The organism is Pseudomonas sp. UBA4194, from assembly GCF_002379585.1.
Classification (GTDB): Bacteria; Pseudomonadota; Gammaproteobacteria; order Pseudomonadales; family Pseudomonadaceae; genus Aquipseudomonas.
In genome coordinates this window covers 28,346-44,438 of sequence record NZ_DFUE01000008.1, presented here as the reverse complement: position 1 = coordinate 44,438, position 16,093 = coordinate 28,346, and the positions used below count along the sequence as shown (strand labels likewise).

The window sequence follows — 16,093 nt, the reverse complement described above, 5'->3', positions numbered from 1 at the left end:
TGTTCTTCAAGGCCTCGAGACAGGCCGAGAACAAATGGGGGGCGTATTATTGCAAGTAATTCTTGTTAGCAAAAGTAATAGTGTTGCTTTTTTTCATTTCAATGGCCGAAAAACCCTTGGCAACGGTACGCTCGGTGCTCGAAATTCAGGAGCCAGACGATGACTACACCCTCTGTGATGATTGCCGGCTGCGGGGATATCGGCAGCCGCCTGGCTCGCCAGTTGCTGACCGGCCAATGGCGGGTGCATGGCTTGAGGCGCAACGTCCAGGCGTTGCCGCCAGGGGTCGTTGGCGTGGCCGGCGACCTGCACCAGCCCGACTGCCCCGCCGATTGGCCGACTGCGCCGCTAGACTATCTGGTGTACTGCGCCGCTGCGCTCCAACACGACGAGGCCGGCTACCAGGCTGCCTACGTCGATGGCTTGCGCCATATACTGGGTTGGTTGGCGAGCCACGGGCAGGCGCCACGACGGATCCTCTTCGTGTCCAGCAGCAGCGTCTATGGCCAGGAGCAGGGCGAGTGGGTCGACGAGCAATCCGAGACGCAGCCCGGCGGGTTTTCCGGCCGGTTGATGCTGGAAGCCGAGCAAGTGGCGCTGGGCTGCCCGTGGCCGGCGACCGTGGTACGACTGACCGGCATTTATGGGCCGGGCCGTGAACGCTTCGTCAATCAGGTCCGCGAAGGCTACCGGGTCGCGCAGCAGCCGCCGTTGTATGGCAACCGCATCCATGCCGACGATGCGGCAGGTCTGCTGGCGTTTCTGCTGCAGCGTGATGCCGCAGGCGTGGCATTGGAGCCGATGTACATAGGTGTCGACGATGCGCCGGCGCCGTTGAGCGAGGTGGTTGATTGGCTGCGCGGGTATCTGGGAGTGACGCAGTGGTCCGAGACCGAGAGTGTGCGGCGCACGGGGAGCAAGCGCTGCTCGAATGAACGTGCACGGGGCTTGGGGTGGGCGCCCAGGTACCCGAGTTATCGGGAGGGGTATGGAGCAATGCTGGGGTAGGTGGAGGGGAAGGTTGGATGGGCGGGCCCTATCGCGGGCAGAGCCCGCTCCCACAGGATCGTGTGTGTTGCTCAGGATCACTGTGGGATCAAGGACCCTCATGCAATGAGGATCCCTGTGGGAGCGGGCTCTGCCCGCGATGGGGTCGCCCCCCATCTACCTGAGTATTACTTCTGCAACACCCACCGCCGTGGGCCCGGCGCCAGGTTCGGCATCTCGCCGTCCTGGGCGCTGTTCACGGCCTGGAGGATTTCCAGCTTGCCGCCGCTACGACGGAAGATGAAGGGTGCACCCTGCTGCTGTTGCTCCAGCCACATGCTGTCGTATTCGCCGCTCATGGCCGCGCAGTCACCGGCCAGGCACAGCGCGTAGCGATCCAGTCCCGCCAGGCCCTCGATGCGGCCGTCGGGTAGAAAGTGCGCGACACTGCCCTGACCCGGGCCTTCGATAACCTTCCAGTCGCCGCCCATGTAGGCGGTATACAGCGCCTGTTCGAAGGCGGTACCGGTGGTGGCGTCGGCCCGAACCGGGGTGGCCGATTTCTTGAAGTTCTGCTGTGGGCTGCTGTCGCTGGCGGCCTGCTGCAACTCATCGCCATCGACTTTCAGGGTTTCTTCGCCGTTGCCGTAGAAGTCGACCTTGAGTTCGCCATTGGCCTGGGTCAGCAGTTTGCCTTCACCGACTTCGAAGCCGTTGCTGAAGCTGGCCTGGCCGGCCTGGGTGTTGAGCGACCATTCCAGGGTAGGGCCGTTGGCCAGCAGGGCCTGGCGCAGGTTACCGCCCTTGGCGGCAGCGTCGATGGCGTTCTGATTGATCCAGATGCCATTGGGGTCGACGTTTTCGTGGCTGGCGCAGCCGCCCAGAAGCAGGGCGGCCAGGGAGAGGGAAAGGGCACGGCGCATGAGCGGGGTCCTTGCTGGAGAGCGACAGCCAGGCCGCGGCCTGGCCACGGGGAGGCTTATTCGAGGACCAGGATGGCGTCCATTTCGACTTGCGCGCCCTTGGGCAGCGCCGCTACGCCGATGGCGGCGCGGGCAGGGTAGGGCTGTTCGAAGTAGCGGCCCATGACTTCGTTGACCTTGGCGAAATGGCTCAGGTCGGTGAGAAAGATGTTCAGCTTGACGATGTCCTTGAACGAGCCACCGGCCGCTTCGGCCACCGACTTCAGGTTCTCGAACACCTGTACGGTCTGGGCTTCGAAGCCTTCCACCAGTTCCATGGTCTTCGGGTCCAGGGGGATCTGGCCGGACATGTAGACGGTATTGCCAGCCTTGATTGCCTGGGAGTAGGTGCCGATGGCAGCCGGGGCCTTGTCGCTGGTGATTACGGTCTTGGTCATGAACAACTCCTTGGTATGAAGGTTTCGAGCCTCAGGCGCGTACGCGAGTGATGCGAATGACGCCGGCCAGGGCTCGCAGTTTCTTGATCACGCGGGCCAGGTGCACGCGGTCGTGGACGCTGACCACCAGCTGGACCACGCTGATGCGGCCGTCACGCTCGTCCATGCTGATTTTCTCGATGTTGCCGTCGGCGGCGTTGACGCTGCTGGCCAGCAGTGCAATCAGGCCGCGTTGATGCTCGAGCTCCACGCGCAGTTCGACGTTGAACTCGCCGGTAACGTCCTTGGCCCAGGCCAGCTGGATGCATTTTTCCGGGTTGTGGCGAATTTCGCTGATGTTCCGACAGTTTTCCAGGTGCACCACCATGCCCTTGCCCGCCGACAGATGCCCGACGATAGGGTCGCCCGGTATCGGCGTGCAGCACTTGGCATAGCTGAGTACCAGGCCTTCGGTGCCTCGGATGGCCAGTGGGCCTTCGGGGCTGGGCAATTGCTCGCCGCCGTCGGTGGCCAGCAGTCTGCGCGCCACCACGTAGGCCATGCGATTGCCCAGGCCGATGTCTTCGAGCAGGTCTTCGATCAGTTCCAAGCGATACTCGCCGAGCATGGTCTGCACCCGTTCGGCCGGAATCTTGTCCAGGGCGCTGTCGAAGCCGTTGAGCACCTTGTTCAGCAGGCGCTCGCCCAGGCTGATGGACTCGGACCGGCGTTGCAGCTTGAGGGCGTGGCGAATATGCGTACGCGCCTTGCCAGTGACCACGAAATTGAGCCAGGCCGGGTTGGGACGTGCCCCCGGAGCACTGACGATTTCCACCGTGGAACCGCTCTGCAGCGGCTCGGACAACGGCGCCAGGCGGCGGTTGATGCGGCAGGCGATGCAGCTATTGCCCACGTCGGTATGCACCGCATACGCGAAGTCCACCGCCGTGGAGCCTTTGGGCAGCTCCATGATGCGGCCTTTGGGCGTGAACACGTAGACCTCGTCCGGGAACAGGTCGATCTTCACGCTCTCGATGAATTCCAGCGAGTTGCCGGCGCGCTGCTGCATTTCCAGCACGCCTTTGACCCACTGGCGGGCGCGGGCGTGGGTGCCCTTGGGTTGTTCGTCGTCGCTGGACTTGTACAGCCAGTGGGCGGCGATGCCGTTGTTGGCCATCTCTTCCATTTCGCGGGTGCGAATCTGGATCTCGATAGGCACGCCGTGCATGCCGAACAGGGTCGTGTGCAGCGACTGGTAGCCGTTGGCCTTGGGGATCGCGATGTAGTCCTTGAAGCGCCCAGGCAGCGGTTTGTACAGGTTGTGCACGGCGCCGAGCACGCGATAGCAGGTGTCGACCTTGTCGACCACGATGCGGAACGCGTACACGTCCATGATCTCGTTGAAGGCTCGGCGCTTGCCGCGCATCTTCTTGTAGATGCCGTAGATGTGCTTCTGCCGACCGCTGACATCGCCTTCGATGCCATCCACCGACAGGCAATGGGCCAGGGACTGCTCGATCTTGTTGACCAGTTCCTTGCGGTTGCCGCGGGCGCGCTTGACGGCCTGGTAGATGCGCGCCGAGCGCATCGGGTACATGGCCTTGAAGCCCAGGTCCTCGAATTCCACGCGCACATTGTGCATGCCCAGGCGGTTGGCGATGGGCGCGTAGATTTCCAGGGTTTCCTTGGCGATGCGCCGGCGTTTCTCTCCGGACAGCACTTCCAGCGTGCGCATGTTGTGCAGGCGGTCGGCCAGCTTGACCAGGATCACGCGAATGTCCCGGGCCATGGCCATGGCCATTTTCTGGAAGTTTTCCGCCTGGGCCTCGGCCTTGGTCTCGAAGTTCATCTGGGTCAGCTTGCTGACCCCGTCGACCAGTTCGGCGACGGTTTCGCCAAATTGCGCACTGAGCGCTTCCTTGGCGATGCCGGTGTCTTCGATCACGTCATGCAGCATGGCCGCCATCAGGCTCTGATGGTCCATGTGCATGTCGGCGAGAATGCCTGCCACCGCCAGCGGATGCGTGACGTAGGCTTCGCCACTGCGACGGCGTTGGCCATCGTGGGCTTGTTCGGCGTAGAAATACGCTCGGCGGACCAGGTTGACCTGTTCCTTGCCGAGGTAGGTCGACAGGCGATCGGCGAGGGCGTCTATGCTCGGCAAGGCAATACCTCCTGCCGATGTTGGATAAGACCCCGCGCCGTACTACGTCGACCAGGCATGGACTTAGACGGCCTCGTTGGCCTCGTCTTCGAACGCAGCGAAGAGCGGTTCGTCTTCAACGATTTCAGCTTCAGCGATAGCGGCATAGTCGATCAGGCCTTCGGCGATTTCACGCAGGGCTACCACGGTAGGCTTGTCATTTTCCCACGCCACTTTCGGCTCTTTGCCGCCGGTCGCCAGTTGGCGAGCGCGTTTGGTGGAGAGCATGACCAGCTCGAAACGGTTATCCACGTGTTCTAGGCAGTCTTCAACGGTTACGCGGGCCATGGTCTTCCTCGTAGCAAATGCAATTATGCGCGCAGCCCGGATGGGCGAGCGGACTCGATAGTTTAAAAAAACACCAGCGTTTAGGGAAGCTTTTGTTTTCATCGTCGGGGAATTGCGGTGAATGGTCCCCTCACCCCAGCCCTCTCCCTCAGGGAGAGGGGGCCGATCGTTGCCAGCCGACCCACTGCGATCCGCTTTTAGCTCCCTCTCCCCGAGGGAGAGGGCTGGGGTGAGGGGACCATTCACCGCCAAGCCCAGCCCCCATCAGGCCAGCAAATCCGCCAACAACTCGCTGAACTTCTCCTGCTGTGGTTTCTGCTGCAGGCGGTTGGCGCGGAACACCGCCTTCAGATCTTCCAGCGCCTGAGCGAAGTCATCGTTGATGATCAGGTAGTCGTACTCGACATAATGGCTCATCTCGCTGACCGCTTCGCGCATCCGCCCTTCGATGATCTCGTCACTGTCGGTGCCACGGTTGGTCAGGCGTTGGCGCAGGGCCTGCTGCGACGGCGGCAGGATGAACACCGAGCGGGCATGGGGCATCAAGCGGCGGACCTGTTCGGCCCCTTGCCAGTCGATCTCCAGGATCAGGTCGTGGCCCTCGTCCAGGGTCTGTTGCAGATGGCTCTGCGACGTCCCGTAGAGATTGCCGAAGACCTCGGCCTGCTCCAGGAAGTCGCCGTGCTCGATCATGCCGATGAAGGTGTCGCGATCGACGAAATGATAGTTCACGCCATCCGCTTCACCTGGACGCATGGCGCGCGTGGTGTGCGAGACCGAAACGCGAATCGAAGGCTGGGCGTCGATCAGTGCCTTGACCAGGCTGGTCTTGCCAGCGCCGGACGGGGCGGAAACGATGTAGAGAGTACCGGTGCTGTGGGTCATGGGCTTGTTCATGGAAGGAAAGGGCCTTACTCAATATTCTGCACTTGTTCACGCATCTGCTCGATCAATACCTTGAGGTTGACCGCGGCTTGCGTGCTGCGTGGGTCGAAGGCTTTGGAGCCCAGGGTGTTGGCTTCGCGGTTGAGTTCCTGCATGAGGAAATCCAGGCGGCGGCCGGCGGCGCCGCCGGCCTTGAGCACGCGCCGAACTTCGGTCACGTGGGTGCTCAGGCGGTCGAGTTCCTCGGCCACATCGCTTTTCTGCGCCAGCAATACCAGCTCCTGTTCCAGGCGCTGGGGGTCCAGTTCGGCCTGCAGGTCGGCAAAGCGGTCGAGAATTTTCTGGCGTTGAGTGGCCAGCATGTGTGGCACCAGGGTACGCAACGTGGCCACTTCGTCGCTCATGGCGTCGAGGCGGTCGTTGATCAGGCGCGCCAGTTCGGCGCCTTCACGGTCGCGACCGCTCTTCAGCTCGCCCAGGGCCTGGGCAAACAGTTCGGTTGCGGCGCTGTTCAGGGCCTGCGGGTCGCTGGCGTCGGCGACCAGTACGCCCGGCCAGGCCAGCACCTCCAGCGGATTCAACGGCGCAGGTTGCTGGATGAGGCCGGCAACCGTCTGCGCGGCGGCGATCAGTTGCGCGGCGCGCTCACGGTCGACCTGCAACGGCCTGCCGGAGGTTTCCTCGGTATAGCGCAGGGTGCACTCGACCTTGCCCCGGGACAGGCCTTGGCGCAGCGCTTCGCGAACCGGGCCTTCAAGGTCGCGAAAGGCGTCCGGCAGGCGCAGGTGCGGTTCCAGGTAGCGGTGATTGACCGAGCGCAGTTCCCAGCTGAGGGTGCCCTGGGCCCCGGCCCGTTCGCACCGGGCGAAGGCGGTCATGCTGTGCACCATGGGAGAATACCTCGCAGGGGGTGGAAGACGATGGAGGCGCAGGATTGTAGCGCAACCGCACGCTGGCTCCCAATGGCGGCGACGGAATCAATGTGCACGGGATGTTAACGGCCTTTCGGCCCTTGCCGAGCCGGCGGACAAGGGGCGCGCGGGCGGCAACGGGCAATTCATCGCCAGACGCCCTATAATGGCCGCCAGATTTGTGTCCCAGTACAGGTATCTCGAATGAAACGTCCAAGTGGTCGCGCCGCCGATCAGCTCCGCTCGATCCGCATCACCCGCAACTACACCAAGCACGCCGAGGGGTCTGTATTGGTGGAGTTTGGCGATACCAAGGTGATCTGCACCGTCAGCGTCGAAAACGGCGTACCGCGCTTTCTCAAGGGTCAGGGCCAGGGTTGGCTGACCGCTGAATACGGCATGCTGCCGCGTTCCACCGGCGAGCGTAACCAGCGCGAAGCCAGCCGCGGCAAGCAGGGTGGCCGCACCCTGGAAATTCAGCGTCTGATTGGCCGCTCGCTGCGCGCTGCGCTGGACATGAGCAAGCTGGGCGACGTCACCCTGTACGTCGACTGCGACGTGATCCAGGCCGATGGCGGTACCCGCACGGCGTCGATCACCGGCGCCATGGTGGCCCTGGTCGATGCGCTGAAGGTCATCAAGAAGCGCGGCGGGCTGAAGGGCGGCGACCCGCTCAAGCAGATGATCGCTGCCGTTTCGGTGGGCATGTATCAAGGTGAGCCGGTGCTCGATCTGGACTACCTGGAAGACTCGGCCGCCGAGACGGACCTGAACGTGGTCATGACCAGCACCGGTGGTTTCATCGAGGTACAGGGCACCGCCGAAGGCGCGCCGTTCCAGCCTGCCGAGCTGAACGCGATGCTGGCGTTGGCGCAGCAAGGCATGGAAGAGATCTTCGCCCTGCAGAAGTCTGCGTTGGAGGATTGATCCGGGGCAGGCGTGCCGGCCCTTTCGCGGCTGCACGCCGCTCCTACAGGGGGGCGTCGCTGGTCTTGCGGGCCTCTTCGCGGCTTCACGCCGTTCCTGCAGGGAGGGCAGCAGGGTGGTTTTGCAGGTGTACCTCTGTAGGAGCGGCGTGAAGCCGCGAAGGCGGTCTGGCGACTGCCACAAAAAAGCCGACCCCATGAGGTCGGCTTTTTTGTGCCTGACGATCAGATCGTCAAGGTCCAGTCATAATCCACGATCAGTGGCGCATGCTGGGAGAAGCGCGGCTGGCGTGGCAGCTTGGCGCTGCGCACGAAGCGGCGCAGGCCAGGGGTCAGCAACTGATAATCGAAGCGCCAGCCCAGGTTGAGCATCTCGGCCTGTTCGTTATCCGGCCACCAGCTGTACTGGTCGCCTTCGCGGCTGACTTCGCGCAGGGCATCAACATAGCCCATGTTGCCGACGATCTCGTCCATCCAGGCCCGCTCGGGCGCCAGAAAGCCTGGCGACTGTTGACTGTCGCGCCAGTTCTTGATGTCGAGTTTCTGTTGCGCCACATACAGCGAGCCGCAATAGATATATTCGCGGCGTTTGCGCCGTTGCTTGTCCAGGTACTTGCCGAAGTCGTCCATGAGCTTGAACTTCTGGTTCAAGTCTTCATCGCCGTTCATGCCCGAAGGCAACAGCAAAGTGGCAATACTGAGTTTGTCGAAATCTGCCTGCAGGTAACGCCCGTAGCGGTCGGCTGTCTCGAAGCCCAGCCCACTGATGACCGCCTTGGGTTGCAACCGCGAATACAGTGCCACGCCACCCTGGGCGGGAACTTCTGCATCGCAGGCATAAAGGAAGTAGCCGTCCAGTTGGAAGGCGGCGTCGTCCAGTTCAAAGGCGGAAGCACGAGTATCCTGCACGCAGATGACGTCGGCGTTCTGGGCTTGCAGCCAACTGAGCAACCCGCGCTCGACTGCCGCCTGAATACCATTGACGTTCACACTGATGATCCGCATACATGGCCCCAAAAATCTTGTGCGTGTATGATACCCGAGCTCTACCTAATTAGCTAAATCCGTGGTATCCGGGACTTTTCAATGCAGGCCTATCAGCGCGACTTTATTCGTTTTGCCATTGATCGAGGCGTTTTGCGTTTCGGCGAATTCACCCTGAAATCAGGGCGCACCAGTCCCTATTTCTTCAATGCCGGCCTGTTCAACACAGGCGCCGCACTGGCCGAACTGGCGCGCTATTATGCCGCAGCCATCGTCGACAGCGGCGTCAAGTTCGACGTGTTGTTTGGCCCTGCCTACAAGGGTATTCCCCTGGCCGCTGCCACAAGTGTGCAACTGGCCGAGAAACACCAACTCGACGTGCCGTGGTGTTTCAACCGCAAGGAAGCCAAGGATCACGGTGAGGGCGGCAGCCTGGTCGGATCGCCACTGACCGGCGATATCCTGATCATCGACGACGTGATCACGGCCGGTACCGCCATTCGCGAAGTCATGCAGATCATCTCGCAGCAGGGCGCCAAGGCGGCGGGCGTGATGATCGCGCTGAATCGCCAGGAACGTGGCAACGGTGAGCTGTCGGCCATCCAGGAAGTGGAGCGTGACTTCGGCATTCCGGTGGTCAGCATCGTGTCCTTGAATCAGGTGCTCGAATTCCTGGCCGACGATCCGCAGCTCAAGCAGCATCTGCCTGCCGTTGAAGCCTACCGCGCACAATACGGAATCTGACGGCGTGCGGCGCATCGGCCTGGCTGTCCTGCTGAGCCTGTTGCCGGTGCTGGCCAACGCCAGCGCCGCTGCGCCCGGCATGCTGCTGTACCGGTATGTCGACAGCCGCGGCGTGACCGTGCTCGACCGTCAGGGCGTACCGCCCGAGTATGTCGCCAAGGGTTATCAGGTACTCAACCAGAACGGGCGAGTGGTACAGACGGTGCCGCCGGCGCCCACCGCCGAGGAAATCCGCCTCAAGCAGCAGGCCGACGCGCAAGCTGCGGCCAATGCGCAGTTGCTCGATGCCTACCCTTCTGTGGCCGAGCTGGACAAAGGTCGCGCGCGTAAGCTTTCCGAAATAGATACCTTGATCGCTGTAACCAAGGCCAATGTGCAGACGTTGCAGGCCCAGCAGGTGTCCATGCAGGGTCAGGCGGCGGCGCAGGAGCGGGCGGGGCAGGAAGTGTCGCAGTCGCTGCTGGATCAGCTGCGCGATGTACGCACGCAGACCACCGGGTTGCAGGACAAGCTGGCCAAGCTGGAGCGGTCGCGGGTGGAGGCGGACGCCGAGTTCGCCCACAAGCGCGAAGCACTGGTGCAGTTGCTAGGCCCGTAGCAGCGGCGTAAGCCGCGTCCAGCCACCCGGCAGGACGCCGGATGGATTGCGGTGTTACCGGACCTGGTACAGGGACCCGGTTTAGGGCGGTGTATAGGCCGCGGCTTGGGCGGTGTGGCGGACCCGGCTTACGCCGGTGCTACAGGGCGGGGCGTTTGCGGTTGCTGATCAGGGTGCCTACGCCGCTGTCGGTGAAGATCTCCAGCAGCACCGCATTGGGCACGCGGCCATCGATGATGTGCGAGGTGGTCACGCCACCTTGGACGGCTTCCAGCGCGCAGCGGATCTTGGGCAGCATGCCGCCGTAGATGGTGCCATCGGCGATCAAGCCGGCCACTTGCTCGGTGGTCAAGCCGGTCAGCACATTGCCTTCCTTGTCCATCAGCCCGGCAATGTTGGTCAGCAGCATCAGCTTCTCGGCCTTCAATGCTTCGGCCACCTTGCCCGCCACCAGGTCGGCGTTGATGTTGTACGACTCGCCATCCGGGCCCACGCCGATCGGCGCGATCACCGGGATGAAGTCGCCCTTGACCAGCATGTTCAGCAAGTCGGTGTTGACCCCGGAAACCTCGCCCACGTGGCCAATGTCGATGATTTCCGGCTTGGTCATCTCCGGGGTCTGACGGGTCACGGTCAGCTTGCGTGCGCGGATCAGTTCCGCGTCCTTGCCGGTCAGGCCGATGGCGCTGCCGCCATGGCGGTTGATCAGGTTGACGATGTCCTTGTTGACCTGGCCGCCGAGCACCATTTCCACCACGTCCATGGTCTGCGCATCGGTCACGCGCATGCCGTCGACGAAGTGGCTCTCGATGGACAGGCGCTTGAGCAGGTCGCCGATCTGCGGGCCGCCGCCGTGCACCACCACCGGGTTGATGCCCACCGCCTTCATCAGCACCACGTCACGGGCGAAGCCGGTCTTGAGCTCCTCGCTCTCCATTGCGTTGCCGCCGTACTTGATCACCAGCGTCTTGCCGACGAAACGGCGGATATAGGGCAGCGCTTCGGACAGTACCTTGGCGACGTTGGTGGCGGCATCACGTTCGAGGGTCATGCAGGGCTCCAGTGAAACGAGTGGTCAGAACGGTAGTTGCAGATCGGGTACGACTTTCAACAGCTGGGTACGGAAGACGCCCTGAATACGCGCGAGTTCCTCGGCATCTTCGGCCTCGAAACGCAGCACCAGCACCGGTGTGGTATTGGACGCGCGAACCAGGCCCCAACCTCTAGGGTAGTCCACGCGCACGCCATCGATAGTGGTGAGCTTGGCTTCGCCCCATTGAGCGCCGTGGTGCAGGGCGTCAATGATGCTGAATTTGTTGTCTTCGGTCACCGGGATATTCAGTTCCGGGGTGGAAATGTCGTCGGCGAAGGCGGCGAACAGCGCTTCGGCGCTGTGTTTTTCCTGGCTGAGGATCTCCAGCAGGCGCGCGGCGCTGTAGATGCCGTCGTCGAAACCGAACCAGCGCTCCTTGAAGAAGATGTGCCCGCTCATTTCGCCCGCCACCAACGCGCCGGTGCGCTTCATTTCTTTCTTGATCAGCGAATGGCCGGTCTTCCACATCACCGGGCGGCCGCCATGCTCCTTGATCAGCGGCGCCAGGCGCCGCGTGCATTTGACGTCGTAGATCACATCGGCGCCCGGGTTGCGCGACAGTACGTCCCGCGCGAACAGCATCAGCAGACGGTCGGGATGGATGACCGTGCCCGCGTTGGTCACGACGCCCACGCGATCGGCGTCGCCGTCGAAGGCCAGACCGACATCGGCGCCGACTTCGGCCACCTTGGCGATCAGCGCCTGCAGGTTTTCCGCCTTGCCGGGGTCGGGATGGTGGTTGGGGAAGCGCCCGTCCACCTCGCAGAACAGGGGGATCACCTCGCACCCCAGTGCTTGCAGCAATTGCGGGGCAATCACGCCGCCGGCACCGTTGCCGCAGTCCACCACCACTTTCAGGCGACGGGTCAGCACGATGTCGTCGGTGATCTGGGTCACGTAGCGGTCCAGGATATCGACCTTTTCCACACTGCCCTGGCCACGGCTCAAGTCATTGCGCACCAGGCGCTGATGCAGGGCCAGGATCTGCTCGTTGGCCAGGGTATCGCCGGCAATCATCACCTTGAAGCCGTTGTAGTCCGGCGGATTGTGGCTGCCGGTGAGCATCACCCCGGAGCGCCCGGTCAGTACATGGGTGGCGTAATACAGGGCCGGGGTCGGCACCAGGCCGATATCGCTGACATGGCAACCGGCGTCTACCAGCCCCTGGATCAGTGGCTGGACCAGTTCTGGGCCGGACAGGCGACCGTCGCGACCGACGTTGATATTGGCCTCGCCCATGGCCAGGCTCTGGGCGCCCACAGCACGGCCCACCCAGTAGGCGGTGTCGGTCGTCAGGGTGCTGCCGACGATGCCGCGAATATCATAGGCGCGAAAGATCGTGTGTGGCAGCGTCGGCGGGGTGTCCTCGCTGGCCGGGGTCGCTGGGGGGGTGTCCAGCGGGGCCGGCTGCTCATCGATCTCGAGCATATCGGTGTCCTGGAAAATCGGGTTGGTCCACGCTGCGGCAGGAGCGTCGCTGGTGGGTGTGACGGCCTGGGTAGCCAGGGGCTTGGTGGCGCTGCGCAGCGAGTAGTGTGCCAGGCCCTGAGCCAGACCGTTGAGAGGCGCCAGGCCCAGGCTGAAGGCCTTGACTGCCTTGCCCCCGGAAAGCTCCTGAAGCAGTTGTTGCAGCTGCCGCGCATCTTCCTCCACGCGCTGGTACAGCTGGCGCTGGGCCACGCGCACGGCCAGGGCTGCGCAGCCGATGGCGATGGCAGCCGCCAGCATCATCAGGCCCAGAACGCTCCAGGGGAAGGGCGGCGTGAACAGTGGGCCGGGGACGAAATCGACCGTCCAGTTAGGGTTGGCCGTGGCCATGGGGTAGTGCCGCGCGCCGCTGTCCTGGCCCTGTTCCACCAACAATTGGGGCGGGCTGCCCAGAACGCTCTGCTGCAAGCGCAATTGGCCGAAGTCCGGGGTGGGCAGGGCCAGCACCCGGTTGAACGGCTGCATGTCGAAGCCCAGTACCAACGTACCCAGCACTGGGGACTGCGGCGTCTGGCGCACGGCTCTGACACTGTAGATCACCCACCGCCCATTGACCTTGTAGGCTTCGGCCGAGGGTGGCACGTCACGTTCGGCGCGGCCGATCATGTCCAGCACGGCAAAGTTGATCGGCGCCGGGCCATCCTGGGCCACCTGGGCCTGACCGCGCAGGTTCAGGCTGGCGCCGAGCAGGGCGTCGGACAGCGGTAACTGTCGGGCAGCCTGGGCGAGGGCGGTGGGGTCCTGGCTGGCCAGCGCATTGACCACTGCGGCGGATGTGGCCAAGGCATCGGCCTGGCCCTCCATGCGCGCGGCGACAGCGTCGAGATGGCCGATGAACGCGTTGGTCGCCGTGGACTCGGCGGTTTGATAGGCGCGCCCGGAGAGCGGCCAGACGATCATGAACCAGATCAACGCCATGGCGATGGCCACACCGACGGCGGCGATGATCACCGAGCGGTTGTTCGAAGGTTGCTCGGTCGGAGCCTGGCCGTTCTCAGCCACCTTGGCACTGCGAGTGAAGCCTTTCACATGACATCTCCGCCGGCCATGGCCGTGCTGTAGGTAGCGGGTGCAGCCACCGGGGGGAGCGGGCCCTGCCCGCGATGGCCCACTCCCTCAGGAAGAGCAATCGTTGATCAATGGGTCCCTGAGTGACCGAACCCGCCCGCGCCGCGCTGGGTTTCGTCGAAGGTTTCGACCAGCTCCAAGTGTGCCTGCACCACCGGCACCAGCACCAGTTGCGCAATACGCTCGCCCACGGCGATGTTGAACGCGGTCTGCCCACGGTTCCAGCACGAGACCATCAGCTCGCCTTGATAGTCGGAGTCGATCAGGCCTACCAGGTTGCCCAGCACGATGCCGTGCTTATGGCCCAGACCGGAGCGCGGCAGGATCATCGCCGCCAGGCCCGGGTCGCCGATGTAGATCGAAAGGCCGGTGGGAATCAACAGGGTCTGACCGGGCTCCAGGACGGTGTCCTGCTTGAGCATGGCACGCAGGTCGAGGCCTGCGGAGCCTGGGGTGGCGTACTGCGGCAGGGGAAATGCCTGGCCGAGGCGAGGGTCGAGGATCTTGGCTTGAAGGGCGTGCATGGGTGTTATTGAACCTGGTCGAGACGTTGAGCGATGAAGGAGACCAGCTGGCGGGCGATCTTGCCCTTGCTGGTCTGGGCGAAAACGGTGGCCTGCAACTGGCGATCGATCACGCTGCAGGCGTTTTCTTCGCTGTTGAAGCCGATACTGGGGTTGGCCACGTCGTTGGCCACGATCAAGTCCAGGTTCTTGTCCTTGAGCTTGCGCGCGGCGTAGTCGAGCAGATGTTCGGTTTCGGCGGCGAAGCCGACGCTGAACGGCCGGTCGGCGCGCCCGGCGATGGTGGCCAGAATGTCCGGGTTACGTACCATCTGCAGCAGCAGGCCATCGCCGCTGGCAGGGTCTTTCTTGAGTTTGTGCGGGGCAACCACCTCGGGGCGGTAGTCGGCCACGGCCGCAGAGGCGATGAATACATCGCAGGGCATGCCGGCTTCGCAGGCGGCCAGCATGTCCCGAGCGCTGACCACATCGATGCGGCTGACCCGGTCCGGGGTGGGCAGGTGCACGGGGCCGGTGATCAGGGTCACCCGGGCGCCGGCTTCCACTGCCGCTTCGGCAAGGGCGAAGCCCATCTTGCCGGAGCTATGGTTGGTGATGTAACGCACCGGGTCGATGTTTTCCTGAGTCGGCCCGGCGGTGATCACCACGTGCTTGCCGGTCAGCGCCTGATGCTGGAAGCAGTCGGCGGCGCACAGTGCCAGCTCTGTGGCTTCGAGCATGCGGCCCAGGCCGATATCGCCACAGGCCTGGCTGCCGGCGGCGGGGCCGAAGACTTTCAGGCCGCGGCGCTGCAGCAGGTCGAGGTTGGCCTGGGTGGCCGGGTCGCGCCACATGGCCTGGTTCATGGCAGGGGCGAGGGCCACGGTGGCGTCGGTGGCCAGCACCAGGGTGGTCAGCAGGTCGTTGGCCAAACCCTGGGCCAGTCGCGCGATCAGGTCCGCCGTGGCGGGCGCGATCAATACCAGGTCGGCCCACCTGGCCAGCTCGATATGGCCCATGGCGGCTTCCGCTGCGGGGTCGAGCAGGTCCAGGTGCACGGGATGGCCGGACAGCGCCTGCATGGTCAGCGGCGTGATGAACTCGGCGCCGCCTTTGGTCATCACCACGCGCACTTCAGCGCCTTGTTCCAGAAGCCTGCGGACCAGCTCGGCGCTCTTGTAGGCGGCGATACCGCCGCCTACGCCTAGCACGATGCGTTTTCGATACAGCCGCTGCATAGGCCTGCCTTAATCATCTGGTAATAACACCACGGCGAGCGCGCCTCCCGGGGCCGGGTCACCGTGCAAAAAGTTGCGCTAAGATAGCACAGCGCTCGCTATGGAACAGCGAGGCACACAAGCAGGGAGTGGTGATGAGTATTCTCGATTGGCCCGAGGCCGAACGGCCCCGGGAGCGTCTTCTGGCCCATGGTGCGGCGAGCCTTTCCGACGGCGAGTTGCTGGCAATTTTCCTGCGTACCGGCGTGGCCGGGCATACGGCGGTGGATGTGGCGCGCAACCTGCTGATTCGCTTCGGCAGCCTGCGCGCGTTGCTGGAGGCTGATGTGGAGACGTTCAGCCAGCACTTCGGCATGGGCCCTGCCAAGTATGCCCAGTTGCAGGCGTCGGTCGAGATGAACCGGCGCTACATGGCCGAACTGATGCGCACGGGTCAGGCGATGGAAGACCCTAACTCGGTTCGCCGGTATCTCAAGTCCAAGCTGCGTCACGAAAAGCATGAGCTGTTCGGGTGTCTGTTTCTGGATACCAAGCACAAGCCGCTGGAGTTCGAGATTCTGTTCCGAGGCACCATCAGCAGTGTGGCGGTGTATCCACGGGAGGTGGTCAAGCGGGCCATCGCCAACAACGCGGCGGCGGTGATCCTGACTCACAACCATCCCTCCGGCAACGCCACGCCAAGCGAGGCGGACCGCAGGCTGACTCAGCGGCTCACAGAGTCACTGGCACTGGTGGATGTGCGGGTGCTGGACCACATCATCATTGGCGAGGGGGAGCCGTTGTCGATGATGGAGTATGGGTGGATGTGAGGGCGCCTTCGCGGCTGTACGCCGCTCCT

Annotated in this window: 16 protein-coding genes; 5 read left to right on the top strand and 11 right to left on the bottom strand. The window is 63.6% G+C overall.

Annotated features, from left to right (window positions below; genetic code table 11):
* Positions 1-159: 159 nt before the first annotated feature.
* Positions 160-1,008 (top strand): SDR family oxidoreductase, encoded by an 849-nt coding sequence (locus B3397_RS01245; protein WP_296246524.1) that lies wholly within the window; start codon positions 160-162, stop codon positions 1,006-1,008.
* A gap of 167 nt (positions 1,009-1,175) precedes the next feature.
* Here B3397_RS01245 and B3397_RS01240 read toward each other — a convergent pair whose 3' ends face one another.
* From B3397_RS01240 to B3397_RS01215, 6 genes are all read right to left on the bottom strand, one after another.
* Entirely contained in the window at positions 1,176-1,910 is a 735-nt protein-coding gene (locus tag B3397_RS01240) for a hypothetical protein (protein WP_296246522.1), read from the bottom strand.
* Positions 1,911-1,966: 56 nt separating this feature from the next.
* Positions 1,967-2,347, bottom strand: a complete 381-nt coding sequence (locus B3397_RS01235) for a RidA family protein (RefSeq protein WP_296246519.1) — start codon at positions 2,345-2,347, stop codon at positions 1,967-1,969.
* Between the two features lie 31 nt (positions 2,348-2,378).
* Entirely contained in the window at positions 2,379-4,490 is a 2,112-nt protein-coding gene (gene spoT, locus B3397_RS01230; RefSeq protein ID WP_296246518.1) for a bifunctional GTP diphosphokinase/guanosine-3',5'-bis pyrophosphate 3'-pyrophosphohydrolase, read from the bottom strand.
* A gap of 63 nt (positions 4,491-4,553) precedes the next feature.
* Positions 4,554-4,817, bottom strand: a complete 264-nt coding sequence (rpoZ, locus tag B3397_RS01225; protein WP_043192179.1) for a DNA-directed RNA polymerase subunit omega — start codon at positions 4,815-4,817, stop codon at positions 4,554-4,556.
* Positions 4,818-5,081: 264 nt separating this feature from the next.
* Positions 5,082-5,702 (bottom strand): guanylate kinase, encoded by a 621-nt coding sequence (gmk, locus tag B3397_RS01220; protein WP_296246555.1) that lies wholly within the window; start codon positions 5,700-5,702, stop codon positions 5,082-5,084.
* 26 nt (positions 5,703-5,728) lie between these two features.
* Positions 5,729-6,592 (bottom strand): YicC/YloC family endoribonuclease, encoded by an 864-nt coding sequence (locus B3397_RS01215; RefSeq protein ID WP_296246515.1) that lies wholly within the window; start codon positions 6,590-6,592, stop codon positions 5,729-5,731.
* Between the two features lie 225 nt (positions 6,593-6,817).
* On the opposite strand from B3397_RS01215, the gene rph reads away from it, so the two are divergent.
* Positions 6,818-7,540 carry a ribonuclease PH gene (rph, locus tag B3397_RS01210; protein WP_296246513.1) on the top strand — a complete coding sequence of 241 codons (723 nt, stop codon included), beginning with the start codon at positions 6,818-6,820 and terminating at the stop codon, positions 7,538-7,540.
* 224 nt (positions 7,541-7,764) lie between these two features.
* On the opposite strand, the gene B3397_RS01205 is transcribed toward rph, so the two are convergent.
* Positions 7,765-8,544: an exodeoxyribonuclease III gene (locus B3397_RS01205; protein WP_296246510.1), complete on the bottom strand. Its 780-nt coding sequence runs from the start codon at positions 8,542-8,544 to the stop codon at positions 7,765-7,767.
* 81 nt (positions 8,545-8,625) lie between these two features.
* Between B3397_RS01205 and pyrE the strand changes: the two genes are divergently transcribed.
* Together pyrE and B3397_RS01195 are read left to right on the top strand one after the other, a co-directional pair.
* Positions 8,626-9,267, top strand: coding sequence for an orotate phosphoribosyltransferase (gene pyrE, locus B3397_RS01200; protein WP_296246508.1), 642 nt, complete (start codon positions 8,626-8,628; stop codon positions 9,265-9,267).
* A 79-nt stretch (positions 9,268-9,346) separates the two neighbouring features.
* Positions 9,347-9,865, top strand: a complete 519-nt coding sequence (locus tag B3397_RS01195; protein WP_296246554.1) for a DUF4124 domain-containing protein — start codon at positions 9,347-9,349, stop codon at positions 9,863-9,865.
* 139 nt (positions 9,866-10,004) lie between these two features.
* Here the strand turns inward: B3397_RS01195 and argB are convergent, their stop codons facing one another.
* From argB to coaBC, 4 genes are all read right to left on the bottom strand, one after another.
* A complete protein-coding gene (argB, locus tag B3397_RS01190) occupies positions 10,005-10,916 on the bottom strand; it encodes an acetylglutamate kinase (protein ID WP_296246506.1) in 912 nt (303 codons plus the stop codon).
* 24 nt (positions 10,917-10,940) lie between these two features.
* Positions 10,941-12,356, bottom strand: coding sequence for a phosphomannomutase/phosphoglucomutase (locus B3397_RS01185; protein WP_296246552.1), 1,416 nt, complete (start codon positions 12,354-12,356; stop codon positions 10,941-10,943).
* A gap of 1,226 nt (positions 12,357-13,582) precedes the next feature.
* Complete coding sequence (dut, locus tag B3397_RS01180) at positions 13,583-14,038, bottom strand: dUTP diphosphatase (RefSeq protein WP_296246504.1); 456 nt, start codon at positions 14,036-14,038, stop codon at positions 13,583-13,585.
* Between the two features lie 5 nt (positions 14,039-14,043).
* A complete protein-coding gene (gene coaBC, locus B3397_RS01175) occupies positions 14,044-15,255 on the bottom strand; it encodes a bifunctional phosphopantothenoylcysteine decarboxylase/phosphopantothenate--cysteine ligase CoaBC (protein ID WP_296246502.1) in 1,212 nt (403 codons plus the stop codon).
* Positions 15,256-15,389: 134 nt separating this feature from the next.
* On the opposite strand from coaBC, the gene radC reads away from it, so the two are divergent.
* Positions 15,390-16,064 carry a RadC family protein gene (gene radC / locus B3397_RS01170; protein ID WP_296246499.1) on the top strand — a complete coding sequence of 225 codons (675 nt, stop codon included), beginning with the start codon at positions 15,390-15,392 and terminating at the stop codon, positions 16,062-16,064.
* The last annotated feature ends 29 nt before the right edge of the window (positions 16,065-16,093 follow it).

Coding starts and splice junctions, on each gene's coding strand:
- B3397_RS01245 (WP_296246524.1), top strand. CDS start 160: ATGACTACACCCTCTGTGATGATTGCCGGCTGCGGGGATATCGGCAGC.
- B3397_RS01240 (WP_296246522.1), bottom strand. CDS start 1,910: ATGCGCCGTGCCCTTTCCCTCTCCCTGGCCGCCCTGCTTCTGGGCGGC.
- B3397_RS01235 (WP_296246519.1), bottom strand. CDS start 2,347: ATGACCAAGACCGTAATCACCAGCGACAAGGCCCCGGCTGCCATCGGC.
- rpoZ (WP_043192179.1), bottom strand. CDS start 4,817: ATGGCCCGCGTAACCGTTGAAGACTGCCTAGAACACGTGGATAACCGT.
- gmk (WP_296246555.1), bottom strand. CDS start 5,702: ATGACCCACAGCACCGGTACTCTCTACATCGTTTCCGCCCCGTCCGGC.
- B3397_RS01215 (WP_296246515.1), bottom strand. CDS start 6,592: ATGGTGCACAGCATGACCGCCTTCGCCCGGTGCGAACGGGCCGGGGCC.
- rph (WP_296246513.1), top strand. CDS start 6,818: ATGAAACGTCCAAGTGGTCGCGCCGCCGATCAGCTCCGCTCGATCCGC.
- B3397_RS01205 (WP_296246510.1), bottom strand. CDS start 8,544: ATGCGGATCATCAGTGTGAACGTCAATGGTATTCAGGCGGCAGTCGAG.
- pyrE (WP_296246508.1), top strand. CDS start 8,626: ATGCAGGCCTATCAGCGCGACTTTATTCGTTTTGCCATTGATCGAGGC.
- B3397_RS01195 (WP_296246554.1), top strand. CDS start 9,347: ATGCTGCTGTACCGGTATGTCGACAGCCGCGGCGTGACCGTGCTCGAC.
- argB (WP_296246506.1), bottom strand. CDS start 10,916: ATGACCCTCGAACGTGATGCCGCCACCAACGTCGCCAAGGTACTGTCC.
- dut (WP_296246504.1), bottom strand. CDS start 14,038: ATGCACGCCCTTCAAGCCAAGATCCTCGACCCTCGCCTCGGCCAGGCA.
- coaBC (WP_296246502.1), bottom strand. CDS start 15,255: ATGCAGCGGCTGTATCGAAAACGCATCGTGCTAGGCGTAGGCGGCGGT.
- radC (WP_296246499.1), top strand. CDS start 15,390: ATGAGTATTCTCGATTGGCCCGAGGCCGAACGGCCCCGGGAGCGTCTT.